Origin of the sequence: Paenibacillus sp. LK1, from assembly GCF_002750415.1 — a bacterium.
Taxonomy (GTDB): domain Bacteria; phylum Bacillota; class Bacilli; order Paenibacillales; family Paenibacillaceae; genus Paenibacillus; species Paenibacillus taichungensis.
In genome coordinates, this window is the sequence record NZ_PEII01000008.1 from 1 (window position 1) to 26,079 (window position 26,079).

At 45.3% G+C, this 26,079-nt stretch carries 20 protein-coding genes; 9 read left to right on the forward strand and 11 right to left on the reverse strand.

Annotated features, from left to right (window positions below; translation table 11 throughout):
* Positions 1-241: 241 nt before the first annotated feature.
* Together CS562_RS18060 and gyrA are read right to left on the reverse strand one after the other, a co-directional pair.
* Positions 242-1,360: an HD-GYP domain-containing protein gene (locus CS562_RS18060; protein ID WP_099857715.1), complete on the reverse strand. Its 1,119-nt coding sequence runs from the start codon at positions 1,358-1,360 to the stop codon at positions 242-244.
* 217 nt (positions 1,361-1,577) lie between these two features.
* Positions 1,578-4,133: a DNA gyrase subunit A gene (gene gyrA / locus CS562_RS18065; protein ID WP_076287167.1), complete on the reverse strand. Its 2,556-nt coding sequence runs from the start codon at positions 4,131-4,133 to the stop codon at positions 1,578-1,580.
* Between the two features lie 425 nt (positions 4,134-4,558).
* Here gyrA and CS562_RS18070 point away from each other — a divergent pair, with 425 nt between their 5' ends.
* Positions 4,559-5,485 carry a YheC/YheD family protein gene (locus CS562_RS18070; RefSeq protein WP_099857717.1) on the forward strand — a complete coding sequence of 309 codons (927 nt, stop codon included), beginning with the start codon at positions 4,559-4,561 and terminating at the stop codon, positions 5,483-5,485.
* 88 nt (positions 5,486-5,573) lie between these two features.
* Here the strand turns inward: CS562_RS18070 and gyrB are convergent, their stop codons facing one another.
* The 9 genes from gyrB to CS562_RS18120 all read right to left on the reverse strand — a co-directional run bounded on the left by gyrB (position 5,574) and on the right by CS562_RS18120 (position 16,695).
* On the reverse strand, positions 5,574-7,484 hold the full coding sequence (gene gyrB / locus CS562_RS18075) for a DNA topoisomerase (ATP-hydrolyzing) subunit B (RefSeq protein ID WP_076287169.1): 1,911 nt from the start codon (positions 7,482-7,484) through the stop codon (positions 5,574-5,576).
* A gap of 146 nt (positions 7,485-7,630) precedes the next feature.
* On the reverse strand, positions 7,631-7,879 hold the full coding sequence (remB, locus tag CS562_RS18080; RefSeq protein ID WP_017691405.1) for an extracellular matrix regulator RemB: 249 nt from the start codon (positions 7,877-7,879) through the stop codon (positions 7,631-7,633).
* A 13-nt stretch (positions 7,880-7,892) separates the two neighbouring features.
* Entirely contained in the window at positions 7,893-9,005 is a 1,113-nt protein-coding gene (gene recF / locus CS562_RS18085; protein ID WP_024629510.1) for a DNA replication/repair protein RecF, read from the reverse strand.
* A 57-nt stretch (positions 9,006-9,062) separates the two neighbouring features.
* The gene (gene yaaA, locus CS562_RS18090) at positions 9,063-9,278 is read right to left on the reverse strand and encodes a S4 domain-containing protein YaaA (protein WP_024629511.1); all 216 of its coding nucleotides are present in this window, start codon (positions 9,276-9,278) and stop codon (positions 9,063-9,065) included.
* A 16-nt stretch (positions 9,279-9,294) separates the two neighbouring features.
* Positions 9,295-10,437: a DNA polymerase III subunit beta gene (gene dnaN, locus CS562_RS18095; RefSeq protein ID WP_099857719.1), complete on the reverse strand. Its 1,143-nt coding sequence runs from the start codon at positions 10,435-10,437 to the stop codon at positions 9,295-9,297.
* A gap of 221 nt (positions 10,438-10,658) precedes the next feature.
* On the reverse strand, positions 10,659-12,005 hold the full coding sequence (gene dnaA, locus CS562_RS18100; protein WP_024629513.1) for a chromosomal replication initiator protein DnaA: 1,347 nt from the start codon (positions 12,003-12,005) through the stop codon (positions 10,659-10,661).
* 770 nt (positions 12,006-12,775) lie between these two features.
* On the reverse strand, positions 12,776-14,311 hold the full coding sequence (gene gntK, locus CS562_RS18110) for a gluconokinase (protein WP_099857995.1): 1,536 nt from the start codon (positions 14,309-14,311) through the stop codon (positions 12,776-12,778).
* A 98-nt stretch (positions 14,312-14,409) separates the two neighbouring features.
* A complete protein-coding gene (locus CS562_RS18115) occupies positions 14,410-15,771 on the reverse strand; it encodes a GntP family permease (protein WP_076287172.1) in 1,362 nt (453 codons plus the stop codon).
* Between the two features lie 249 nt (positions 15,772-16,020).
* Positions 16,021-16,695: a GntR family transcriptional regulator gene (locus tag CS562_RS18120; RefSeq protein WP_076287173.1), complete on the reverse strand. Its 675-nt coding sequence runs from the start codon at positions 16,693-16,695 to the stop codon at positions 16,021-16,023.
* A 783-nt stretch (positions 16,696-17,478) separates the two neighbouring features.
* On the opposite strand from CS562_RS18120, the gene rpmH reads away from it, so the two are divergent.
* From rpmH to noc, 8 genes are all read left to right on the forward strand, one after another.
* On the forward strand, positions 17,479-17,613 hold the full coding sequence (rpmH, locus tag CS562_RS18125) for a 50S ribosomal protein L34 (RefSeq protein ID WP_024629517.1): 135 nt from the start codon (positions 17,479-17,481) through the stop codon (positions 17,611-17,613).
* A gap of 314 nt (positions 17,614-17,927) precedes the next feature.
* Positions 17,928-18,278, forward strand: coding sequence for a ribonuclease P protein component (gene rnpA, locus CS562_RS18130; protein WP_076287174.1), 351 nt, complete (start codon positions 17,928-17,930; stop codon positions 18,276-18,278).
* Positions 18,279-18,352: 74 nt separating this feature from the next.
* Positions 18,353-19,237, forward strand: a complete 885-nt coding sequence (locus CS562_RS18135) for a YidC/Oxa1 family membrane protein insertase (RefSeq protein WP_076287175.1) — start codon at positions 18,353-18,355, stop codon at positions 19,235-19,237.
* Positions 19,234-19,935, forward strand: coding sequence for an RNA-binding cell elongation regulator Jag/EloR (gene jag / locus CS562_RS18140; RefSeq protein ID WP_076287176.1), 702 nt, complete (start codon positions 19,234-19,236; stop codon positions 19,933-19,935). The genes CS562_RS18135 and jag overlap by 4 nt, the downstream gene beginning before the upstream one ends.
* A 221-nt stretch (positions 19,936-20,156) precedes the next feature.
* A complete protein-coding gene (gene mnmE, locus CS562_RS18145) occupies positions 20,157-21,533 on the forward strand; it encodes a tRNA uridine-5-carboxymethylaminomethyl(34) synthesis GTPase MnmE (RefSeq protein ID WP_076287177.1) in 1,377 nt (458 codons plus the stop codon).
* Between the two features lie 221 nt (positions 21,534-21,754).
* The gene (gene mnmG, locus CS562_RS18150; RefSeq protein ID WP_099857723.1) at positions 21,755-23,644 is read left to right on the forward strand and encodes a tRNA uridine-5-carboxymethylaminomethyl(34) synthesis enzyme MnmG; all 1,890 of its coding nucleotides are present in this window, start codon (positions 21,755-21,757) and stop codon (positions 23,642-23,644) included.
* A complete protein-coding gene (gene rsmG / locus CS562_RS18155; RefSeq protein WP_099857725.1) occupies positions 23,644-24,366 on the forward strand; it encodes a 16S rRNA (guanine(527)-N(7))-methyltransferase RsmG in 723 nt (240 codons plus the stop codon). Before mnmG ends, rsmG begins: the two co-directional genes overlap by 1 nt.
* 761 nt (positions 24,367-25,127) lie before the next feature.
* Entirely contained in the window at positions 25,128-25,946 is an 819-nt protein-coding gene (gene noc / locus CS562_RS18160) for a nucleoid occlusion protein (RefSeq protein ID WP_076287180.1), read from the forward strand.
* Positions 25,947-26,079 lie beyond the last annotated feature (133 nt).

Genomic DNA, 26,079 nt, shown 5'->3' on the forward strand with positions numbered 1-26,079 from the left:
ATTAGAATATACCATGTACAGATTTGGAATGCAAGCTTTTTTTTCATTAAAGTTATTTCTTTCTACACTCTCTCTAATATGGCTCCCATATAAGCCTGATCCTATATACATTACTCTGCTTAATTTGCGTAAGAATATCTCTCCACCTATGCATGCTAATCTCATACTCTACTTTAAGTTTAATAAAAAAGCCCTTCCATATTGGAAAGGCCCTGTTCTTATATATGAATTGAAGATTTAGTTACCCAATGACTTCCTGGATATGTAGCTGCCTTTGCTGCATCAGATTGATGATTGTTCCTTCTACTGATACCATCGGCCTTGTAGGATGATCCCGATCTGAGAATATAATCTCACCAATTTGATTATTGCTGAGCTTCACTCGGATACCGTTATGGATCTGTGTGGAACGCTGGACGAATACATTCACGATAGCAGGATCCAATTTGCCAAAAGCCTCACTCTGAATTTGTTCAAGTACCAGGTACGGTGACTGTGCCCTACGATAGATCTTTTCCAGAGTCATAGCGTGGAAGATATCAGCGATAGCTACAATCTTGGCATAGATATGAATCTGCGTGCCGCTGAGCTGCAGCGGGTAACCCGACCCATCCACTTTTTCATGATGCTGCAATGCTGCGAGTCTTGCTCCCTCATTGATGGCCTTCGCCTGTTTCAGTACCTGGTAGCCATATTTCGTATGCTGTCGGATCTCAGCCTGCTCTGACGCAGTTAACGTAGAGGGTTTATGGAGAATCTGTGGATCTACTTTGTTATTACCAATATCATGGAACAATCCTGCAAAAGCTACCTGCATCCAGTCTTTGGACGGAAGATCAATCCACTGGGCCAACTGATAAGACGTAATGGCACTCAAGACGGCATGATGATACACATAATCATGTTCCTGCATCACTCGTGGACTGAAGGTAAGCACATTATACTGTTTAAGATGAACAAACAAAGCTTCCAGCTGTGTACGCAACTCATATACAGGTAATTCAGCCGCCAAGGAGGATAGGAAAGCATTTTTGGTCAGTCCCACCATCTTTTCATACTCTTCATGCAGAGACGGTCCTGCGGGTGCTGAGACTGCGCTGCTGCCTTTCCCTGCCCGTTCTCCGTTCTTCTCATTAGCTGCATGGACTGAAGAGGCGGATGAAGCCTTAGAACCTGAGCTGCTTGTCCCTGTTCTTTCTTGCTCGATGTCCACTTGATGAATCATAAAGGCTCTGAGTACTTCCACATCTTTAGGCAGAATGACTTTGCCCTTCTGAAACAGAACATTGCCACGAAGCGTTTGTACGTCATTTCCCAGTTTAAGTCCTGGTTTGACTTCAGACAGGGTGATTAATCCCATGTTTATTCCCCTCACTCATCGTTCTTCTATAATGATATCAAGACCATAGTCCCGGTTTTTCACGTTAATTCCCATTATATTACTCAAAAATCAGGCTGTACATCCCAGATTTCGAGGAGAATGGTCCTGGAGCCGTGAAAATAACAAAGGGCCCCCATATGGGAGCCCTCCAATTTCATTGAAATCATGAAATGATTTTCGTTATAGAAAATTGATTCTATACTTCCGAACCTGAATCATCGCCCTCAACTTCAGCATCGGAAACCGCACCCTCATCAAGAGTTGACTCTAGACCTTCAGAATCAGCGGCTTCTGCACCTTCAAGCAATTCTTCGTCATCTGGTTCTTCCTCATTCTTATCAATTCGGCTGACTGTAGCTACGGCATCCTCATCGCGAATATGAATCAGCTTCACGCCTTGCGTGTATCGACCCATCGTGGATATGCCTTCCATACTCATTCGAATTAACGTACCACTGGAAGTGATGATCATTAGATCTTCTTCCGTCTTAACCATTTTCAGACTGACTACCGCACCGTTCTTATCTGTGACGTTAATGGTTTTAATCCCTTTACCGCCACGAGTCTGCATCCGATAATCGCTGACAGGCGTACGTTTACCGTAACCTTTGGCTGTAACAATCAGAACATCCAGTTCCTGATCTACAACGTCCATACCAATTACAACATCCTGCTCATCCAGTGTGATCCCTTTAACCCCGGTTGCACTCCGTCCCATGGAACGAACATTTCCTTCCGAGAATCGGATGGACATCCCGTGAGCTGTACCCATAATGATCTCTTGCTGTCCGTCTGTCAGCTTAACATCAATAAGGGCATCATCATCACGCAGGGAGATCCCGATTAGACCGCCTTTACGAATATTGGTGTAATCCTCAAGCGGTGTCTTCTTCACAACCCCTTGACGGGTAGCAAAGAACAGATACTTGTCACTTTCGAATTCCTGAACTGGAATCACGGCATTGACCGATTCACCCTGCTCGATCTGAATCAGGTTAATAATCGGCGTCCCCCGTGCTGTACGGCCAAGCTCTGGAATCTCATAAGCTTTGAGACGGTACACTTTACCTTTGTCGGTAAAGAACATGAGGTAATTGTGAGAGTTGGTCACAAACAGATGCTCAACAAAGTCAGTATCTTTGGTGTCCATTCCCACAACCCCACGTCCGCCACGCTTCTGACTGCGGTATGTGGATACCGGCAGACGTTTCACATAGCCTGTATGGGTAATAGTGATGATAACTTCTTCACGCGGAATCAGATCCTCGTCCAGAATGCTCTCTTCACCTACAGTGATTTCGGTACGACGATCATCGCTGAAGCGATCACGGATTTCTTGCAGCTCCGTGCTGATAATTTCGAGCACCAGGTGCTCGTTGGCCAAAATTTCACGATATTCCTTAATTTTGACCATCAGTTCGTTATACTCATTTTCGATGCGCTCACGTTCCAGACCTGTCAGGCGTTGCAGACGCATATCGAGGATAGCTTGAGCCTGATCATGACTGAGTGAGAAACGCTCAATCAGACCTTCTCTGGCTGCATCCGTATTGCTGGATGAACGAATCAACGCAATAATTTCGTCGATATGATCCAGCGCGATACGCAAGCCTTCCAGAATGTGTGCGCGTGCTTCCGCTTTTTTCAATTCGAACTGTGTACGTCTACGTATAACCTCAATCTGATGCTGCAAGTAGTGATACAACACTTCACGCAGATTCAAAATCTTAGGTTCTTTATTTACAATCGCTAGCATGTTAATCCCAAAGGTAGACTGCATCGCAGTATGCTTGTACAAGTTGTTCAGCACTACACCCGGGTTCACGTCTCTGCGAAGCTCAATCACAATCCGCATACCGTTACGGTCAGACTCATCACGGAGATCCGTAATACCATCAATCTTTTTATCACGTACCAACTCAGCAATTTTCTCAACGAGTCTTGCCTTGTTCACCTGATAAGGAAGTTCCGTAACGATAATCCGTGCTTTGTTGTTGTTTTCTTCGATGTTAGTTTTGGCCCGCATCGTTACTGAACCACGTCCGGTTTGATACGCCTGGCGAATTCCGGAGCGTCCCAAAATATAACCGGAAGTTGGGAAGTCTGGCCCGTGGATATAATCCATCAATTCCATGGAAGTAATGTCTGGATTTTTGATCATAGCCTGTACGCCGTCAATGACCTCTCCCAGGTTATGAGGAGGAATATTGGTCGCCATACCTACCGCAATCCCGCCGACACCATTGACAAGCAAGTTAGGGAAACGAGCTGGCAGAACGATAGGTTCACTTTCTTCACCGTCATAGTTCGGCTGGAAGTCAATCGTATCCTTGTTGATGTCTCTGAGCATTTCCATAGCAATCTTGGACAACCGGGCTTCCGTATAACGCATGGCTGCTGCCATATCGCCATCCACCGATCCAAAGTTACCATGTCCATCTACGTGCATGTAGCGCAGGGAGAAGTCCTGTGCCATCCGTACCATCGTTTCGTATACGGCAGAGTCACCGTGTGGGTGATACTTACCGATAACTTCGCCGACGATTCTAGCTGATTTTTTATGTGGTTTATCGGGTGTCATGCCTAGCTCGGACATTGCGTACAGAATACGCCGGTGAACCGGCTTCAATCCGTCACGCACGTCAGGTAAGGCACGGCTCACAATAATGCTCATCGCATAATCCATAAACGATTCACGCATCTCGACGCCAATATCCCGATCTTTAATCTGCGAGTTCATTTCTTCCGCCATGCTGGACCTCCTTCTTGTCCTTCAACAAACATTCCATTCAATCATTCAAAATTAATTATATGTGAAGAGCCTAACAAGGCTAAAACCGCACAAGGACGCTACTCTTTATTATATTACTTTCACAAAAGGTAAACAATTAAACGTCCGCTGGGCAATAGCCTTTCTTCCGGGAACTTTAGAGAGTCTGGGGGTTCGCCCTGCCTTCCTCCCCATTTGCACATACAATGCTAGAAAAAGCGGCAATTGTACTGTGTATATTCAGGCTTAGACCGTTCCCGTTCTACGATCAAACTACATCTGTGCAACAAAACCGCACAAAACGCCATATTTCTCTATTATACCACTGAAATCATCTCTTGTCCTTTGATTTCTACGCGTCTGCCACTCTTATAAACCCCATTAAAACACGAAAGGACTGATGGCTCTTGGGCATCCAGCGTGTCTCCAGCAAATGGACCAAGACAGCTGTGTTACAACGCAGCCGAAATGTGAATGAATATATACCAGTAACACGACAATATAATCGCCAGACCCTGGAACGGATGACTGAATTATTCGAGTCAAACTATATCAAACCGGATCGGGGAACTTATGGCAATGGCGTCATGCGGGTAAAAACCATCCGTATAAAACCACACCCGATTACCGATTCAAACACATCGGAAAACGCCGTTGATCCACTCTCCCCATCCGAAGCTGAAGTCAGTGCCGAGATCTCTGCTGAAGTCCCTCTGACCACGTATGAACTTCGATATGGGACGGAGGAAAAATACTTCCATTCCCTCGATGAGCTGGATCTGGCGCTCACTGAACATATCCAGAATCGCGAATACATCATTCAGCAAGGTATTCCGCTGATGAAACATGATGGATTACCTTTCGACCTGCGGGTACTGACCCAGAAGAATCTAGAACGCAACTGGGAAACGACAGGTATTCTGGGAAGAGTTGCTGCACCGGGCAAGATCATTACCAACATTCATGGAGGCGGACGATTGGCCACCTTTAATGAGTTGGTACGCCCTCAATTTGATCAGGATCGGTTCCAGCAACTACGCAGTGAGCTATATCGTTTAGGCATTCATACGGCGGTACAGCTTCAGAGGTCATTTCCAAGGCTCAAAGAGATTGGTATCGATATCGCACTGGATGAAGATGGACGGCCATGGATTATTGAAGTCAACACATTACCAGGTATCTATGCTTTTGGCCTATTGCCTGATAAGGAAACGTACCGAAAGATCAAGCGTTATGCGAGAGCGTACGGCAGATTACCCTCCAAAAAAGGGAAGACATCTCGCACCTCCCCCAAAGCCCAGGCCTCCACTGCCAAAAGCCGCACACACCGATAACAGGCACTCCAGAGACCAACCTAAAATCTCTATAGCTTAACCCCATAATGTAAAAGAGGCGCCCTCGCAGGCGCCTCTTCGAATATCGTTAGATGTCGAGGTTTTTCACGTATTTTGCATTTTCCTGAATAAAGTCACGACGAGGTTCAACATTATCCCCCATCAAGGTGTCGAACATGGCATCGGCCAGCATCGCATCGCTGATCGATACTTGAAGCATGGTCCGGCTTTCAGGGTCCATCGTCGTTTCCCATAATTGTCCGGCATTCATCTCGCCAAGACCTTTATAACGCTGGATATTGAATTTCGCATTCTCACCGAGAGTTGCGATAATTTCATCACGTTCCTTCTCGGAACCAGCATAACGAATCACTTTATTGCGCTCAATCTTGAACAATGGCGGTTGGGCAATATATACATAACCAGCCTCAATGATTTTGCGCATATAGCGATAAAGGAATGTCAGAAGCAATGTCCGAATGTGGGCGCCATCGACGTCGGCATCCGTCATCAAAATGATTTTGTGATAACGTGCTTTGGCAATATCGAAATCATCACCAATTCCGGTACCCATTGCAGTAATAATTGCTCTGATCTCCGCATTACCCAAAATCCGGTCAAGACGTGCTTTTTCCACGTTCAGAATCTTACCACGCAGTGGCAAAATCGCTTGGAAATGACGATCTCGTCCTTGCTTCGCCGATCCACCGGCAGAGTCACCTTCGACGATGTACAATTCGCTGATTGAAGCATCCTTGGATGAACAGTCGGCCAATTTACCTGGCAAAGAGCTGACTTCGAGTGCACCTTTACGACGCGTGAGTTCACGTGCTTTACGAGCTGCTTCACGTGCACGGGCAGCTTGCAGTCCTTTTTCCAAAATGCGACGGGATACGGAAGGATTCTCTTCCAGGAATTCCTGCAGCTTCTCAGCAAACAGGGATTCCACAATTCCGCGAACTTCACTGTTACCCAGCTTGGTCTTCGTCTGTCCCTCAAATTGCGGTTCAGGGATCTTGACTGAGATAATCGCTGTTAGACCTTCACGTACATCATCCCCGGACAGGTTACCCGTGCTGTCTTTGATTACGCCGGCTTTTCGCGCATAATCATTGATAATCCGGGTAAGGGCACTTTTGAATCCGGATTCGTGCGTTCCACCCTCATGTGTGTTGATGTTGTTGGCAAAAGAGTAAATATTCTCGGTGTAGCTGTCATTGTATTGCAATGCAACTTCAACCTGAATGTTGTCTCTTGATCCTTCTACATAAATCGGGTTTTCGTGCAGTACTTCACGCTTCTGGTTCAGGAAGGAGACATACTCGATAATACCGCCCTCATACAGGAAAGAGTTGGTTACACCTGTACGTTCATCGGTTAAAGTCATACCAATTCCCTTGTTCAGGAACGCGAGCTCACGAATACGAGTCAGCAAAGTTTCATAGTCATAAACTCTTGTTTCCGTGAAAATCTCCGGATCCGGATGGAACGTAACCGTTGTTCCCGTTTCCTCCGTTGTTCCGATCGTTTTCAGATCATACTGCGGAGCACCGCGACGGTATTCCTGTTGATACACATGGCCGTCAACCTTAACTGTAACAACTACTTTCGCTGATAGAGCATTGACGACAGATACACCTACACCATGAAGACCACCGGATACTTTGTACCCGCCACCGCCAAATTTACCGCCTGCATGCAGAACAGTCATTACAACCTCAAGTGCAGGACGTTTCATTTTGGCATGTTCACCGACAGGAATCCCCCGCCCGTTATCGACTACAGTGACGCTGTTATCTTCATGAATAGTAACTTCGATATGATCACAATAACCTGCGAGTGCTTCGTCAATACTATTGTCCACTACTTCCCAAACGAGATGATGCAGACCTTTGGCACTGGTGGAACCAATATACATCCCCGGTCGTTTACGTACGGCTTCCAGCCCTTCAAGTACCTGAATTTCATCTGCACCATATGACGGTTGATTCATAGACATGCCTTTCACCTACTTCTATAGATTCAATATCGTAAATATGCGTTAACTAAGAATGCATGCTGAAATGAACATATTCCCTTAATTCCAGTAAGCAATCTAAATAAAGACAAGCAGCAAAAGGTACAATAACTCGTACCGCCGATAGGCTAGAGATCAGGAAAAATGTGAGCTCGCTTCTTGAGCGTAGCTGAGGAAATAGGCGAGTAGTACACAATGTTTTTGGTCACGACAATGGACTTGGCTTCCTCTTCACCAATATGCTCCACTGTTTTTTCCTGCTCGGCATGCGTGACATACTGCTTGGAAATTTTTGAGGATTTTTCAATCGATATATCAAAAATAGCGACCAATTCGGAAGATCGGATAATCTTCTCGCCGCCCAGATGAATGTACATAAGCCCTCACTCCTTAGCGTTCAACCTGTCCGGCATGAACGTGATAAATACTGGCATCTTTGAGTTTGTCAACGTTCAGACTCTCGATGCCGGTAGCCGTAATAAAGGTTTGCACCTTGCTCTGGAACGTTTCGATCAGCTGCGTTTGACGAAAAGGATCCAGTTCAGACAGTACATCGTCTAGCAGCAGGACCGGATATTCTCCGATTTCTTCATGAATCAGTTCAATTTCCGCAAGTTTAAGGGACAACGCCGTTGTGCGCTGCTGCCCCTGCGAGCCATACGTTTGTACTTCCCGATCGTTAATGAAAAAGGACAGGTCATCCCGATGCGGCCCACTAAGCGTTGTGCCTCGGCGAATCTCCTGCTCTTTCATTTGTGATAATTTTATCATAAATTGGTCCATTAAGACAGCTTCATCTTCCTCAGCGGCTTCGCTGAAGGAAGGAAGGTAGGCCAGACGCAGGACTTCTCCGCCTCCGGTGATGCCCTGATGAATCGTTTCAGCCCACTTTTGCAGTTTCTTTATGAATTGTTTCCTTTTTTTGACGATTTTAACACCATGCTCCACCAGTTGTTCATTCCACACCTCAAGCATGGTCTGCGCTGAAGCGTTCTGCCCCCATAATTGCTTGAGCAGATTGTTACGCTGAACGAGCACTTTTTGATATTGCTGCAGATGATACAGGTAACCTGGAGCAACCTGTCCAATCTCCATGTCAAGAAACCGGCGGCGGACCCCCGGTGTGCCTTTGACAATCTCAAGATCTTCCGGTGCAAACATCACCACATTAAGCGCTCCGACAAAATCACTCAGCTTGCGCTGTTCCAAACCGTTGATCTTTGCTTTTTTGCCTTGTTGCGACAAAGATAGCTCGAGCTTGACCGATCCGTACTTTTTGTCGACCTCTGCTGCAAGCCTTGCACGTTCTTCACCGAAACGAATCAGTTCCTTGTCACGGGATGTACGGTGGCTCTTAGTGAGTGCAAGCACAAAGATGGCTTCTGCAAGATTGGTCTTACCTTGGGCATTTTGCCCGATCAAAAGATTTACAGGACCAAATGAATCCAGTCTCAGATGTTCATAATTGCGGAATTGCTGCAGATCTATGCTGTTTACAAACACGCGGTAACCTCCCTTTTATCCCGTCCGTCAGGAGGCAGCAGGATCTAACTGGTCTTCTTATTGTGCGACAACTTCGAACGAACCTTCTCCGTCCACCTCAACGATATCCCCAGGGTATAACTTGCGTCCCCGGCGTTCCTCAGGCTCTTTATTCACACGTACAAGTCCGTCCTGAAGCAGTGCTTTGGCCATACCTCCAGTTGGTATGCAATCGGCCAGTTTCAAAAATTGGTCAAGCTTAATATATTCCGTACGAATCGCTACTTGGTTCACTATGATCTTCCTCTCGTTAGTTGGTCGTCCGGTAAGGCAATATGACGTACAAGCTGTGACTGTCGTCCAGCGGTTTCAGGATGATAGGACTCATGACGCCAGTGAAAGCGATCATCAGCTGCTCACTCTCCACCACTTTCAGCACATCCAGCATATATTTGGAGTTGAACGAGATTTTCAGGGGTTCGCCGTTAAAGTCGGCAGGTTCGATCTCTTCTCTTACTTTCCCCAGCTCGGAAGAGCTTGATGAAATTTCGATTGATCCGGAATCCATCGTCTGCATCCGCACAATATTTGTTTTTTCTTCACGCGACAGCAAATAAGCCCGGTCAATAGATTCACTTAATTTTTTTGTATCCAAAACGAGTTCTGTTTTGTACGAAGTCGGAATAATTCTAGAAGTATCCGGATAAGTTCCGTCCAAAATACGCGAATAGAACAGAACACGGTCGATTTTAAACAAAACCTGGTTGTCAGCGACAACGATATCCACAAGTGTATTTTGATCTGGCACAATTTTGCTGAGTTCGTTCAGCGTTTTGCCCGAGATCACCACATTGTTGAATCTCACACCTTCTGCATTATCCAGCATTGCTGAACGAGTAGCAAGACGGTGACGGTCAGTTGCCACAAATTTCAGTTCATTGTCACCCAAACTCCAGAGTACACCTGTCAGAATCGGCGTAGTTTCATGAGTGGAAATGGAGAATACGGTTTGTTTGATCATGTTTTTGAGCAAATCTCCTGGAATGGAGACCGTTTGGTTTTCTTCGATGCTTGGCAATACTGGGAATTCTTCCGGATCAAGACCAACCAGTTGAATTTCTGTAGCTCCTGCGGAAATAAAGGTGTTGAAGTTATCTTTGACTTCCATGTGCACTTCCTGCGATGGCAGCTTCTTGATGATCTCCACGAAAAACTTGGCTGGCAAAACTACACTACCGGGTTGATCTACCTGAACAACACTTTTATCACCATCTTCAAGCGGGATGAAGGATTGAATTGAAATATCGGTGTCGCTTGCTGTCAACGTCACACCTTGATGATTAACGTCGAATTTGATACCGCTCAGAATTGGGATCGTCGTACGGCTCGAGATCGCTTTGGATACTTGCTGTATGGAATCGTTTAAATAGTTTTTCATTATGCTGATTTTCATGGTTTCACTCCTAGCTGATTTTTTGGGTGTAGAGGTGTTGAAATGTGTTTTTCAAAAGGCCGGAGGCCAAGCTTCGAAATCGCTTATTTGGAGATGATATCTTTTAGATCTTTATAGTAATAATAGTAATAGGGGCACTGAATATGTGGATAAGTGGGTATAAACCCATAAGCCCAAGCCTATCCACATGTGTATACGTTGTGCACAGGCTTGGGACTTATTCAGGTTGGATTCTTAATTTTTTCGGTTAAGTTGTTGATAACTTTATAGAGATCCTGATCGACTTTAATCGCCTGGGAGATCTTTTCGTGCGCGTGGATGACGGTGGTATGATCTCGCCCTCCAAATGCTTCACCGATTTTGGGCAAAGAAAAGTCTGTAAGTTCACGAGAGAGATACATAGCAATCTGTCTTGGGAACGCAACGGCCTTGGTCCGTTTCCGTGCTTTGAAATCTTCAAGTTTAAGGCTGTAATACTCGCCGACCTTTTGTTGGATGTCGTGAATAGTGATCATTTTTGGACGACTGGAAGGAATAATATCCTTCAGTGCTTCAGCTGCTAGATGAGTGGTTACATCTTGATTAGTCAGCGAAGAATAGGCAACAACCCGAATCAGTGCCCCTTCCAGTTCACGAATATTGGTATCAATCTGGTTGGCGATGTACATCATCGCCTCATTCGGGATATCCAGGTTTTCCGCACGAGCTTTTTTACGCAAAATAGCAATCCGTGTCTCCAGATCTGGAGGCTGGATATCCGTAATCAACCCCCATTCAAAACGGGAACGAAGCCGTTCTTCCAGGGTCGGAATTTCCTTCGGCGGTCTGTCGCTGGAGATAATGATCTGTTTCCGTTCCTCATGCAGCGCATTAAACGTATGGAAAAATTCCTCTTGCGTCGATTCTTTTCCAGCTAAGAACTGAATATCATCAATGAGCAGAATGTCGACACTACGGTATTTGTTACGGAAGCTCTCCCCGCGGTTATCACGGATTGAGTTAATGAATTCGTTCGTGAATTTCTCAGATGACAAATAAACAACTTTGCTGCCCGGATCATGCTCCAAGACGTAATGTCCGATCGCATGCATCAAGTGAGTTTTGCCGAGACCTACCCCTCCATAGAGAAACAGAGGATTGTATGCTTTGGCGGGCGCTTCAGCGACCGCCAGCGATGCGGCGTGGGCAAAACGGTTGCCCGGCCCAATGACAAATGTATCGAATGTATATTTTGGATTCAGCATGCTGAGTACCGCTTCTTCCTGAACAACTGTAGGCGTTGGCGCTGGCAGTTGAGGGTCCGGTTCAGCAGGCTTGTTCTCCTCGATGACAAATTTCACATCGACCTGTTTGCCAAGCAGTTCATATACCGTCGATCCGACCAGTTTGGTGTAACGGCTCTCCAGCCATTCGACGGCAAACGTGGTTGGTGCGGATATGACGATCGAACGATCATTCAGCTTGGTAGCTTTGGTTGCTTTGAACCAAGTGTCAAAGCTGGGTTTGCTGAGCTTGTTTTGTATGATTGATAAAATTTGCTGCCATAAATCAGAAGTATGGCTGTCCACAGACTGTCACTCCTTTTACATGTTCCAAGTGTGGCTTAAGCCATGATGCAGTGTCGAAATAAGAGATATATTGTTGAATTTATCCCCAAACCCCCGCAGGTCGAAAACAAAAAAAGAATGAACAACGGAAAATTGTTCACAACTTTATCCACAGGCTGTTGATAATATTATGGGTCAGATCACATATTCACATCCAAAAGTAATACAATCATAGCAAAAGAAGCCCGGCATTTCAATGTATCGCGTGATTTTATCCACAAATTCAATAACTTGTGTATAATTTTTAATCACAACACAATATATTGTTTATAAATTGTTTAACTTTCGACAAGATGACCCAAAAACCCAAATTATTTTATACACAGGTTATTCGTCAAATGATGCTGAATTGTGTGTAAAAGTATTCTCTGTTTGTGAATAACCTCTCTGTGGATAACCGTAAAGTGAAAATGGCCGTTTTGGGGATTTACAGGGGAGTGACTCTTCATACCCTTTTTCCTTTTTTGAAGAGAGGAATTGAGGAAACGACAAAATCAAAGGCAGAGGAGATCAAGAAGAGGGCCTGTTGGTACCAAGGAACGTTTACTGATTTGTATGAATTGAACGTAGGATTTATTCCTAAAAGAGGTGGGATGGATAAGCGTGCAAACTTTGGAGATGGATGTGTCCCCATTGCAGCAGTTTTGCGTATGCCAAAAAGAGGTTGTTCTTGAAGACCGGAATGGTGGTCTAAGAGAACAACCTCTTTTTGGTGGTTATAAAAGCATGATTTACTCGATATGAGCGGAAAATTTACGTTGGAAATCCGCGATATCTGCATATTCTTCTTCCAATTTTCGCGATATGCGAATAAAGATGGGGAGCAGCTCCTGGTAGATCGATGCATGTTCTTTAATAGGGGTATGCTTGTGTGTTGTACCCACCTTAGATGAAACGGCATGAAGCGACTTAATTCGCCCTGTAGCATAAAGACCGAGCACGACGGCCCCCAGACAGGAACTTTCGAAGCTCTCGGGCACAATGACTTCCTGATTGAATATATCGGACATCATCTGACGCCAGAGTGGGGAACGAGCGAAACCACCCGTTGCCTGAATGGAGGTAGGTTGTCCGATCTGTTCTTCCATGGCCAGCAGTACCGTATACAGGTTGAAAATAACCCCTTCCAAAACGGAACGAATCATATGCTCTTTCTGGTGGTGAAGGGTCAAACCAAAGAAGGAACCCCGGGCGTCCGGATTCCATAAAGGGGCGCGTTCCCCTGAAAGGTACGGATGGAATAGAAGTCCTTCCGAACCGGGGCTGACGCGTTCCGCAATCTTAGTAAGTACATCATAGGAATTGATGCCGAGCCGTTTGGCTGTTTCGACTTCCGAGGCAGCGAATTCGTCCCGTACCCAGCGGAACAGCATGCCACCGTTATTCACAGGTCCGCCGATAACCCAAAGATTCTCGGTGAGGGCGTAACAGAACGTTCTACCTTTTGGATCGGTAACCGGACGGTCAACGACGGTGCGAATCGCGCCGCTAGTGCCGATCGTTGCTGCAACAACGCCAGGTTCAATGGCGTTTACGCCCAGATTGGACAATACCCCGTCACTTGCACCGATGACGAAGGAAGTAGAGGGGGAGAGAGCCATTTTTTCAGCCCATGTGCGATCCATTCCCTCTATGATATGTGTGGTCGGGACGAGCTGCGATAGATGGTCAGGTGTAATGCCTGCAACCTCAAGTGCTTCTGCATCCCAATCCAGTTGTTCCAGATTGAGCAGGCCGGTACATGAGGCGATGGAGTGATCCACGACATATTGGCCGAACAGACGGAAGAACAAATATTCTTTAATAGAGATAAATTTGGCGGTACGTTGAAATAGTTCAGGTTCATCATGACGCAGCCACATTAATTTGGTCAGTGGCGACATGGGGTGGATCGGTGTACCTGTTCGCAAATAGATAGAATGCCCGATTCCATCCTCTTGCAGTTTGGCGGCCCAGGCAGCACTCCGGTTGTCAGCCCAAGTGATACAGCGAGTGAGGGGCATACCATCTTGTCCCATCGCAATAACACTGTGCATGGCAGAGCTGCAGGATACGAACATAATTTGTTCGGCAGCTACGCCGCTTTGATCCATCACGCCGCGTACGGAGCGAAGGGCGGCTTGCACAATTTGTTCTGGATCCTGCTCAGCGACATCGGGAGCTGGGGTGTATAAAGGATATTCCTGAGTCGAGGTGCTTACAACTTCGCCCTGTTCCGTAAAGAGTACGGATTTGGTACTGGTTGTACCGATATCCATACCAATCATATAGTTGTTCACTTTACATAAACCTTCTTTCTTTTGAACCCATAAAATAAAACTCTAATGGTGTGGATTTATTTTCTTCTTCTATATAGGTAGTCAATTTATACGACTGTACTCAGCAGCAAAATAAAGATCAGTCCAACAACAGATAATAGTGTTTCCATAACGGTCCACGTCTTCAACGTCTGAGACACACTCATGTTGAAGAATTCTTTGATCATCCAGAAGCCTGCGTCGTTCACATGAGATAGTACAAGTGAACCTGCACCGGTAGCGAGTACGACAAGTTCAATATTGGCACCAGGCGTTAGTGCAAGGACCGGAGCTACAATACCAGCTGCTGTCGTCATGGCCACAGTTGCAGAACCGGTAGCAACCCGAATGAGTGCGGCTACAAGCCAGGCGAACAGGATCACATTAATATTGGCATGTGTGGCGACCTCAGCAATGGCATTACCTACACCACTATTAATCAACACCTGTTTGAACGCACCGCCACCGCCAATGATGAGGATGATGGTCGCCGTAGGCGCCAGACATTCACTGGTGAAGCGGGAGATGTCATGTTTGTTGAACCCCCGTGAGAAACCGAGCGAAAAGAGGGCGAACACGACGGAGATCAGCAGGGCTATAATTTCATGGCCAATAAATTCACAGAAAACGGTAAATCCGCTTGTAGCGTCTGGGTCTACGATATTGGCGATGGAGCCAATAAGCATCAAAATGACCGGCAGCAAGATGGTAAACAGGGTTATGCCGAAACCGGGCAAGTTGTTACTTTTTTTCGTAGCGAATTGTTCAGCCAGCTCTGCAGGCGGTTCGGTATGTATTCTTTTACCGATAAATTTACCAAACAGAGGTCCAGCGATAATAGCAGTCGGGATACCTACAATAAGGGAGTACAAGATCGTTTTACCCAAATCGGCGCTGAACGCTTCGATGGCAATCATGGGAGCCGGGTGAGGTGGAACGAGACCATGTACAGTAGAGAGACCTGCCAAAATCGGAATACCGATCTGCAGCAGCGACATATTGGTTTTACGTGCAACGGTGAAAATGATCGGAATCAGCAGAATGACGCCGACTTCGAAGAATACAGGAATACCGACGATAAAACCAACAATCATCATCGCCCAGTGCACACGTTTTACACCGAAACGATCCACCAGTGTGGTAGCAATACGCTCGGCTCCGCCGGATTCAGCCATCATCTTACCAAGCATGGTCCCCAGACCAATAACGATGGCGATCGTTCCAAGTGTTCCGCCAAGTCCTCCCGTAATGGAGGAAATGACATCCGCAGGCTTCATACCTGTAAGCAAACCAAGCATTAGTGCGGACAACAAAAGGGTAATGAAAGGATTCCATTTATATTTGGAGATCAACACGATCAGGAAGACAATCGCAATTAATGTCCAGACCAATAACGTTGCATTATGGGATAGCCCAAAAAGAGTGCTCATGAGGTATGCTCCTTTTTTTCTGATATATAACGCTTACAACGGTTCCATGACCAGGTGGAGGGAAGACACTTTTACGATCATGTAGCACGGGCGGCTTGAATCCCTCTTAATATGCCCCAAAAAATTGAAACAAATCGCATTTTGTATACTTGTCGACAAGTTGGAGGGCAATCATTCACAACGGATATGATTGCGAACCCTCTGCACAGATATTCCATGAATTGACGAATGGAATTTCATTACAAGTCATTAAGAATCAAAGCTTTCGTGCAGCGTCTTGCCTGAATCCTGAAAATACGTGCGAACTCCAGCTTGAATGCGTGTTTTATCACCTGATTCAAGAGCCTCGATCAGCAAACGATGTTTGCCGATTACAGCGCTTACTTTCTGCTCGCCTTGAACAAAGACCCTACGGGTGGTGAGCAGCATAACCGTCATGACAACATAACGAATGCTTCTCCATAGATGTAAAATACGGGAATGCTGGGCAGCTTCAATAATAGTCTCGTGAAAAACGAGATCCTGATATGCGAATTCAACCGCATCTTGATGGCGTCCAGCCAAGTCCATTTTGTCTATTACATTACGTAGCTGGGTAATCAATTGATCTGGCACATCCCCCGCAAGCCGCTGCTGCACAAAACTTTCAATCAGGAAACGTACATCGTACAATTCCTCGACATCTTTAATTTTCAATCCAATAACAACGACACCCATACGCTCCAGCCGAATGAGCCCTTCATTCGACAATGTTCTTAACGCTTCACGTACAGGTGAGCGACTGCTGTCAAAATCAGCGGCAATCCGATTTTCTGACAAAATTTCGCCAGGACGAAGGGTTCCGCTAATGATCCGCAGTCTTAGTTCGCAGGCAATGGCTTCCCCGCGGGAAGCTCCCTGAAGCCAGGATGAAGGAAACAGCATAGTGGCTAACGCTCCTATTATAAGTAATCAGTTCAATACTGATCATAGCACAACTATTTTGCAGATTGAGCGATTTACATCAATCCTTATGATGAGAATAAGTGGTTCTATTCTCTGTGCGCCTGCTGAATTTAGGAACGTTATACTGCTTCAAATGGATTTATCAAAGAGCTGGAGGAATAATTGTCTTCCTTTAAATGTGTCAGGATATATACTGCACTTTCCAATAAGTATACTTGTATACAAGATGTGTTTTTTTTATCCTACACTTTTCTCGAAAACTTGTAAACCATAAGAATAAAGCGGATACATTAAATTTAAAGTATATCAATTCAAAAGCCAAAATATTTGCTCATCTATTGGATCACTACCTCACTATAGTTCTTCAGAAACGTAGGAATATTAACCGAAACATGGGCCAAAGAAACAGTAAATCAACGTTAAATAATCGTTATCCACATGTGAATAACTTGAAGAGGTGATGAAAGATAAGATTAAGGGGATTGAGGGGTGTGGATAACCGTAAAATTTGATTTTTAGTGAATGAACCGGGACTTGGGGATAACTTTTGGAGCCTCTAATTGATGCTTTATGAAGGTGATAAACAGGAGAACGCATCCATGGCCGTTTCGGTAGGGTGGAATAGGCATTAAAAGGAGAAGGGAGGTACGTGGCTCGCAGTTGACTTTTCCAGGTGTTCGTGGTTAAATGTATAAAGGTGTTTTCTGTGAAGATGAAAGTGATTCATCACATAAGTATTTCCTTGTGAGGAGGTGCAATACATTGAGACCTACATTCAAACCGAACGTTAGCAAACGTAAAAAAGTTCATGGTTTCCGGAAAAGAATGAGCACGAGCAACGGACGTAAAGTTCTGGCTGCACGTCGCCTTAAAGGCCGTAAAGTCCTGAGTGCTTAAATGCATGTGAAGACCACCGAGGTGGTCTTTTTTTTCTTAAATAGGTCATTTCAGACTGGATGCTGGTAAAGGTCAGGTCTGAATTGGCTGCGCAAAAGCATAAGTACACATTTATGTTCAATGAATGAGATCCGTTTTTTCGAAAACGTTCCTTATATAAGGATGAATGTTTGCTCAGTTGAAATGACTGATCAACAATCGTCCCAAATGAAGTTGCCGCCAAGACGGTTTATCGTTATTCAAGAAAGCCTATACTAAATCAGTAATGAGGTCTTCGTCAATAATGTTGGTGGAAAACAGCAAGGAGAAGCGCCGTGTATAAAAGACTGCGTTTACGAAACCGGGCGGACTTTAGCCGCGTATACCGGTATGGGAAATCGTTTGCCAATCATCAGTTTGTGGTGTATGGCTGTCGTCGTAAAGATACAGAACAATTCCGAGTGGGTGTATCCTGCAGCAAGAAAATCGGAAACGCTGTCGTACGCAACCGGATGAGACGCATGATTAAGGAAATTGTACGTCATCATGAGAATGAGATTGTCACGCAGATGGATCTGATCTTTATCGTCAGAAAAGGTGCTTTGGACATGTCTTATAAGGATATGGAAAAAAGCCTGCTGCACGCGTTGCGCAAGGGCTCTCTTTTGAAGTCGGGCAAGCGGTAAGCTTCGGTTTATTTGTCCTCCTAATTATGGTATGATTTACGGTGGAATGGAATGGTTAAGAGAGGGGTTATGAAGTGTCGCGATTGAAGACATCAAAGGGGAAGTGGATTCTCCTCATTGCAGTCATTGCAATGGTCACTGTACTAGCCGGGTGTACTCCGCAAGGTTCGGGGGTTACTACGGAAGATCTGAAGAATAGTGATTCTTTTTGGCAAGCCAATGTTATTTATTGGTTCTCACTGGCGCTCGATACATTTGCCAACTGGTTTAACGGTGAATATGGACTGGCCGTCCTTGTGATGGTGTTAATTGTTCGGACGTTAATCTTGCCGCTGACAATGAAGCAGGTTCGCAGTTCCAAGGCGATGCAAGCTATTCAGCCGCAATTGAAAGAAATTCAAGCCAAGTATAAAGATACACCTGAGAAAGTTCAGCAAGAAACAATGAAGTTGTTTCAGGAGAACAAAGTTAATCCGATGGCCGGTTGTCTGCCACTTATCATTCAGATGCCGATTTACATCGCACTTTATAACTCAATTTACGGAAACTCCAGTCTGAGAACACATGATTTCTTGTGGCTACAACTCGGATCACCCGATCACCTGTTTATTTTGCCAGTGCTGGCAGCCATCACAACATTTGTCCAAACGTGGATGATGATGCGTATGAATCCTGCACAGCAAGTCGGACCGATGCAATTCATGCTGTGGGTGTACCCGATATTGATCTTCGTTATGTCGTATCAGTTCCCGGCTGCATTGCCACTATACTGGTTCTACAGTAATATCTACACGATCGTGCAAAACTATTTCCTTTACCGGAATAATGATAAAGTCGTGGCTGAGGTCAACGTGAAGCAGACCAGCTCTTCCAAAAATGGAAATGGAGCTAAACGCAAAAACGGTGGCAAGGCAACTGTCTCTGGAAAAGGTTCGAAAGGGGCCAAAAAATCGAAATGACCAAAGTCATTGCGTCAGGAAAAACCGTTGAAGATGCTGTAAACCAAGGATTGGCTGAGCTTGGCGTGAGCCGGGACAAGGTCGAGATACAAGTGTTAGAGCAGCCGTCAAAAGGATTCCTGGGTTTGATCGGGGTTAAGGCCGCTAAAGTGGAAGTGAAACTTCTGCCTGTGCCTGAACCTGTTTCACAGCCGATCAAGCCGGCCGCACATATACCTCAGGTTGAAGAAACACTTGAGGGTGTGGCTGCTAAAAATCCCTATGAGGAAGCGGCTGCTTTCTTAAAAGAAGTGGCAGCAGGTATGGGACTGGATGTTGAAGTGCATATCAAAAAACAGCGGGATGGACATATCTTCAATATTGCCGGTGAAGACCTGGGCATGATTATTGGTAGACGTGGACAGACGCTGGATGCCCTTCAATATTTAACGAACATTGTAGCAAATCGTTATTCGGAAAGCTTCGTTCGCATCGTACTTGATGCAGAGAATTTCCGTCAACGTCGACGCAAGACGCTGGAGGATCTGGCTGAACGTTTGGCTGGACAGGCCATTCGCACTGGCAAGGAAGTTGTGCTGGAGCCAATGCCGCCACTCGAACGCAAAGTCATTCATGCGAAATTGCAAAATCACTCGCAGATTAAGACATACAGCAAGGGCGAGGAGCCTAATCGGCGCGTGGTCATTACGACGAAATAACACGAAGTTGAAGACGCAATGGCTTCCTGCCCGGTGCAGAAGCCATTGCTTTTTTCGTACAGAAGTACTTTTCCAAAACTATAGAGCGACTTCAATAAAGCCATATCAAGATATGAATGATCGATAAGAAGCGTTGTGTAACCGAACAACTGAACTATATATAGAAATTAATATAGCGTCCCGAGGGGCGCAATTTTAAAATAGAGCAAGGAGAGATAACGATGATTAGTGATACGATTACAGCGATATCAACAGCGGTCGGAGAAGCGGGTATCGCTGTAATCCGGGTGAGCGGCCCGGATGCGGTGTCGGAGACGGAGAAGATTTTTCGCAGCAAAACCCCACTAACACAGGCAGCATCCCACACGGTTCATTATGGTCATATTGTAGATCCGGGGACTGGCGAGAAAATTGAGGAAGTATTGGTTACAGTGATGCGGGCGCCACGATCCTTCACAACAGAGGATGTCGTGGAGATTAGCGCCCATGGCGGAGTGGTGTCGGTTAAGCGCGTAATGGATCTGTTGTTGCAGCTCGATATTCGCCTCGCTGAACCCGGCGAGTTCACAAAGCGTGCCTTTCTAAATGGACGGATTGATCTGTCCCAGGCGGAAGGGGTCATGGATCTCATTCGTTCCAAATCTGATCGGGCGTTCTCCGTTGCACTCAAGCAAGTGGAGGGCAAATTGTCGTCCAAGCTGCGTGATCTCAGATACACATTGGTGGAGACTCTTGCTCACATCGAAGTAAATATTGATTATCCTGAGCATGACGTAGAGTCACTAACCTCTGAATTTATTAAAGAAAAATCCAGTCAGGTGATGACTGAAATCGATAAATTGCTGGTAACAGCAGAGCAAGGAAAGATACTGCGTGAAGGGATCACAACTGCGATCGTAGGCCGGCCAAACGTAGGGAAATCTTCATTACTCAATACGTTGGCCCAGGACAACCGGGCAATTGTAACGGACATTCCGGGTACAACGCGTGACGTCATTGAGGAGTTTGTTACGATTAACAATATACCGCTCAAACTGCTCGATACGGCAGGTATTCGGGAAACGATGGATGTCGTGGAAAGAATCGGGGTGGAGCGTTCGCGCTCTGCTGTCAATGAGGCTGATCTGTTATTGATGGTTATCAATGCTGCCGAGCCGCTGCATGAGGACGAGATTGAATTATTGGAACAAATCCGCGGTAGACAATCCATAATTATTATGAATAAAATGGACTTAGCGCCGCAGGCGGACCGCGAAGTGCTGCTTCGTTACATCCCTGAGGAACGGCTTGTTCCGATGTCGGTGAAAGATGATCTGGGCGTGGACCGATTGGAAGATGCCATCTCGACGTTGTTCTTCAGCGGCAAGCTGGAGTCGGCCGACCTGACGTATGTCAGCAATGTGCGTCATATTGCTTTGCTCAAAAAAGCGAAACAGTCGCTCATTGATGCCTATGAAGCGGCAGAGCAGTTGATTCCCATTGATATGATCCAGATCGATGTTCGTCTGGCATGGGAGCAGCTGGGTGAGATCGTGGGCGATACAGCACATGATGCGTTGATTGATCAAATTTTCTCTCAATTTTGCCTCGGAAAATAACACCTGACAAACATACCGGCTCTGAAAAGTAGTATGATAATAAAGTCCATCTGTGGGTGGTCAAAGAATCCGCGAATATGTCTGAAGTATCTATAGACTTGATGGCTTAATATAGATCGAAATGCATTCCATTTAGTGTGAATCGCGTTTCGTAGTTTTTACAGAAAATAGATCGTTTGCATGAATTTAGGCGTGCGGCGGCAAAAAGGAGGTAAACTGGAATGGCTTTTGATGGCGGAAGTTATGATGTAATCGTCGTTGGTGCAGGACATGCTGGTGTGGAATCGGCATTGGCTGCAGCCCGTATGGGTTCGAAAACACTGATGATTACCATCAATCTGGATATGGTGGCCTTCATGCCTTGTAACCCATCTATTGGGGGACCGGCAAAAGGACATGTCGTACGTGAGATTGATGCACTTGGTGGAGAAATGGGACGGAACATCGATAAGACTTTTATTCAGATGCGAATGCTTAACACAGGTAAAGGACCTGCTGTGCATGCGCTTCGTGCTCAGGCGGATAAATTTTCTTACCAGCATACGATGAAAGAAACGATGGAGAATGAACGCAATCTGACGATGCGTCAGGGCATGGTTGATCGGCTGATCGTTGAAGACGGACAGTGCGTAGGTGTGGTTACTCAGACGGGTACCGAGTATCGGGCCAAAGCCGTTGTTTTGACAACAGGTACGTATCTGCGCGGTAAAGTAATTATGGGTGAGTTGATGTACGAGAGTGGTCCAAATAATCAACAGCCTTCCCTTAAGTTATCCGAACATCTGCGTGAGCTTGGTTTCGACCTGGTTCGTTTTAAAACAGGTACACCACCGCGCGTGCATAAGGATACGATTGATTTTAGCAAAACGGAAATTCAGCCAGGTGATGACAAGCCGAAGTTCTTTTCTTATGAAACGGAATCTTCCGATAATGAGCAGCTGCCTTGCTGGTTGACGTATACGTCTGTGGAGACACACCAGATTATTAATGATAACCTCCACCGTGCTCCAATGTTCTCAGGAGTTATTGAAGGTACCGGACCGCGTTATTGCCCATCGATCGAGGATAAAATTGTGCGTTTCAGCGACAAGCCGAAGCATCAGATTTTCCTGGAGCCAGAAGGCAAAAACACATCGGAATACTATGTACAAGGTCTGTCTACAAGTCTGCCAGAGGATGTTCAATTGGCGGTCCTTCGTTCCATCCCGGGTATGGAAAAAGTAGAAATGATGCGTAATGGCTACGCTATTGAATATGATGCAATGGTGCCTACACAGTTGTGGCCTTCACTGGAAACGAAACGTCTGCCAGGTCTGTTCACAGCAGGGCAGATTAATGGAACCTCCGGGTACGAAGAAGCGGCAGGGCAAGGCGTAATGGCCGGTATCAACGCTGCACGTAAAGTACAGGATAAAGAGCCTGTCGTACTCGATCGCTCCCAAGGGTACATTGGTGTACTGATCGATGATCTCGTAACCAAAGGTACGAATGAACCTTATCGTCTGCTGACTTCTCGTGCAGAATATCGTTTGTTGCTTCGTCATGATAATGCCGATATGCGTTTGACGGAAATTGGTCATGATATTGGTTTGATTCCTGATGAGCGTTATTCTAAATTCCTGGACAAAAAGGCAAAAGTAGAACAGGAAGTGAATCGTCTGAAGGCAGCTAAAGTTCGCCCTGTCGAAGTAAATTCGAAGCTGGAAGAGATCGGTTCCACACCGATTCAGGATGGCAGCACACTTCTTACATTGATGCGCCGCCCAGAGATTGGGTATGACTGGATTGAGCAGATCTCACCTTCTGAGTTGGAACTGACTGCTGACATGAAAGAGCAAGTGGAAATTCAAATCAAATATGCGGGTTATATTGAGAAACAATTGATCCACGTGGAACGTTTGCAAAAAATGGAGAAAAAGAAAATTCCGGACACGATTATATATGACGAAATTCATGGCCTTGCCATGGAAGCAAAGCAGAAGCTCGCTACGATTCGTCCAATCTCGATAGGACAGGCGTCCCGTATAGCTGGGGTTACTCCTGCGGATATCTCCATTCTGCTGGTTTACCTGGAGCATTATAACCGTGTAACCGCAGCAAGGGGACAATAATGGACGATATTCAACAGCAGCTACAACGGCGCCTGAAGAAACATGGACTGGAGCTGGATGAACGCCAGTTGGAGCAATTCGAGTTGTATTTTCAGGAGCTGGTAGCTTGGAATGAAAAGATGAATTTAACCGGGATTACCGAACGTGAACAAGTATATACAAAGCATTTCTATGATTCGGTATCGCTGGCGTTTTATACAGATATTTCTAAGGTAAACAAACTCGCAGATATTGGTTCAGGGGCAGGGTTCCCAGGACTACCTCTTAAAATTTGTTTCCCGCATATTAAGCTGACGATCATTGACTCGCTAAATAAACGTATTGGCTTTCTGCAGCATCTTGTAGATACGCTCGGCTTGACCGATGTAGAATTGATTCATGGTCGCGCGGAGGAACTTGGACGCAAAGAAGGATATCGTGACAGCTACGACCTTGTTACTGCGCGTGCAGTTGCTAAGCTAGCGGTGCTTAACGAATTCTGTCTGCCATTTGTTCGCAAAAGTGGATTATTCGCTGCCATGAAGGGTGGAGACCCGCGCGAAGAAATGAAGGAAGCTGAATTCAGCTTTAACCAGCTGAAAGGACGGGTAAAAGCAGTTCATCCGTTCCAGCTGCCTGTTGAAGAATCGGCACGTCATATCATTCTGATTCAGAAGTTTGATAAGACACCTTTTAAATATCCACGTAAACCAGGAACACCATTAAAAACACCTTTGGTATAGTTCTTGGCACAACATCGTATGTATTAAAAGGTAAGATGATCATTTTTCGTTTATTTAATGAAGAACTTAGGATAAGAGTAAAGAGGATGTTTCACGTGAAACATCCTCTTTTTGTTTTTTTGATTTTTTATCTGAGTATAGATAGTATCCACATTATGAGTACATAAGAGTAGAGAAAACAGAATCGGAAATTTAATTCATTTAGCATAGAAGTTTTTCTTGCTGGAAAATCATTTTTCTTGTTACAGCTATTCTTGAATGAAGGTCATTGACCTATGGATAGAGAAGAGCATCGGCAATAGTAGTAGCTATAGAATAGAAAGACACGTAAGGAAGATTTTATTCTGCCACTGAGGCTATCTTATGAAAATTCATTTTTACATGGTATTAAAAGAGCACACAGCGTAGCTACTAGGAGCAGGTCCTGTTTACAGAGATCTTCCATATCTTAATGGGTACAAACAGGTCATATAGCTAATGTTCATGAAGAAAAAGCAGGAAAATTAGAAGAGTTTAAAGAATAGGTAAACATAGGATTATGGAAGAAAAGATGATAGAATAGAAGTATCCGGTCCTGGATTACAGAGATCATAGATTATATGTGTAGATAGATTTTTGAGCGTTATTGTATAGGTTACAGAAAGCGTCATGGAAGGCAAAACTTATTCGAAGAACGACAGCATTTGGAAGGGTCGCATATTGAATAAGAAGCACCTGCAATTCTGCGGGAGCTATTACGAAACTAGGTGGTAATATACGGAATGAAAGAACAATTTTCGAAGTTGTTTGGTTTGGCGGAGCGCAATAACGGAGATGAGATTAAACAAATTCCGGTCAATGAAATTGTGAGCAGCCCATATCAACCCCGTACTATTTTTGATGATGATAAAATTGATGAGTTGCTGCAGACGATCAAGACACATGGAGTTATACAACCGATTGTCGTCCGCGTACGAAATGGATCATATGAGATTATCGCCGGGGAACGTCGCTGGCGTGCAGTTCGAAAACTGGGCTTGGATCATATTCCGGCCATTGTGCGTGAATTCAACGACTCTCAGGCAGCGTCCATCGCATTGATCGAAAACCTGCAGCGTGAGGGACTCACTTCAATTGAAGAGGCTGTTGCTTATCAGAAATTGATTGACCTGCACCAACTTACACAGGAAAGTCTTGCGCAGCGATTAGGCAAAAGCCAGTCGACGATCGCCAACAAAATCCGGTTGTTACAGCTTCCGGAGGGCATTAAGACAGCACTGATGGAACGTAAGATTTCGGAGCGTCATGCCAGAGCTTTGCTATCATTGGATACGGAAGAGCTGCAAATGAAATTGCTCGGCGAAATTATTGATAAAGAGTTAAATGTCAAACAAACGGAAGCACGAGTTGCCTTTTACAAGGAATCCTCGAAGATCAAAAAATCCAAACGTATCTCCTTTACGAAGGACGTTAGACTTGCACTTAATACGATTCGTCAATCCATTGATATGGTATCGGGCTCCGGTCTAGACATCAAAACCAAGGAAGCGGACCATGAGGACCATTACGAGATCGTTATCCATATCCCGAAACGCAAATAATTGAAGCTTAAGGCGGCAATGGGCCGCTTTTTCTGTCTATAAAGTTGAGAGTGGCATGAACAGCGTAGAATAGCACCATGAAGAAACGGTAGTTGATGTTTGTGTGGATGATAGCCACCTGCTTTTTGTTAAC

What these genes read in the sequence shown, in the direction of transcription:
- CS562_RS18060 (WP_099857715.1), bottom strand. Translation starts at nt 1,360, where the DNA reads ATGGGATTAATCACCCTGTCTGAAGTCAAACCAGGACTTAAACTGGGA.
- gyrA (WP_076287167.1), bottom strand. Translation starts at nt 4,133, where the DNA reads ATGGCGGAAGAAATGAACTCGCAGATTAAAGATCGGGATATTGGCGTC.
- gyrB (WP_076287169.1), bottom strand. Translation starts at nt 7,484, where the DNA reads ATGTCTATGAATCAACCGTCATATGGTGCAGATGAAATTCAGGTACTT.
- remB (WP_017691405.1), bottom strand. Translation starts at nt 7,879, where the DNA reads ATGTACATTCATCTGGGCGGCGAGAAGATTATCCGATCTTCCGAATTG.
- dnaN (WP_099857719.1), bottom strand. Translation starts at nt 10,437, where the DNA reads ATGAAAATCAGCATAATGAAAAACTATTTAAACGATTCCATACAGCAA.
- gntK (WP_099857995.1), bottom strand. Translation starts at nt 14,311, where the DNA reads ATGATTGGTATGGATATCGGTACAACCAGTACCAAATCCGTACTCTTT.
- CS562_RS18115 (WP_076287172.1), bottom strand. Translation starts at nt 15,771, where the DNA reads ATGAGCACTCTTTTTGGGCTATCCCATAATGCAACGTTATTGGTCTGG.
- CS562_RS18120 (WP_076287173.1), bottom strand. Translation starts at nt 16,695, where the DNA reads ATGCTGTTTCCTTCATCCTGGCTTCAGGGAGCTTCCCGCGGGGAAGCC.
- jag (WP_076287176.1), top strand. Translation starts at nt 19,234, where the DNA reads ATGACCAAAGTCATTGCGTCAGGAAAAACCGTTGAAGATGCTGTAAAC.
- mnmE (WP_076287177.1), top strand. Translation starts at nt 20,157, where the DNA reads ATGATTAGTGATACGATTACAGCGATATCAACAGCGGTCGGAGAAGCG.
- mnmG (WP_099857723.1), top strand. Translation starts at nt 21,755, where the DNA reads ATGGCTTTTGATGGCGGAAGTTATGATGTAATCGTCGTTGGTGCAGGA.
- rsmG (WP_099857725.1), top strand. Translation starts at nt 23,644, where the DNA reads ATGGACGATATTCAACAGCAGCTACAACGGCGCCTGAAGAAACATGGA.
- noc (WP_076287180.1), top strand. Translation starts at nt 25,128, where the DNA reads ATGAAAGAACAATTTTCGAAGTTGTTTGGTTTGGCGGAGCGCAATAAC.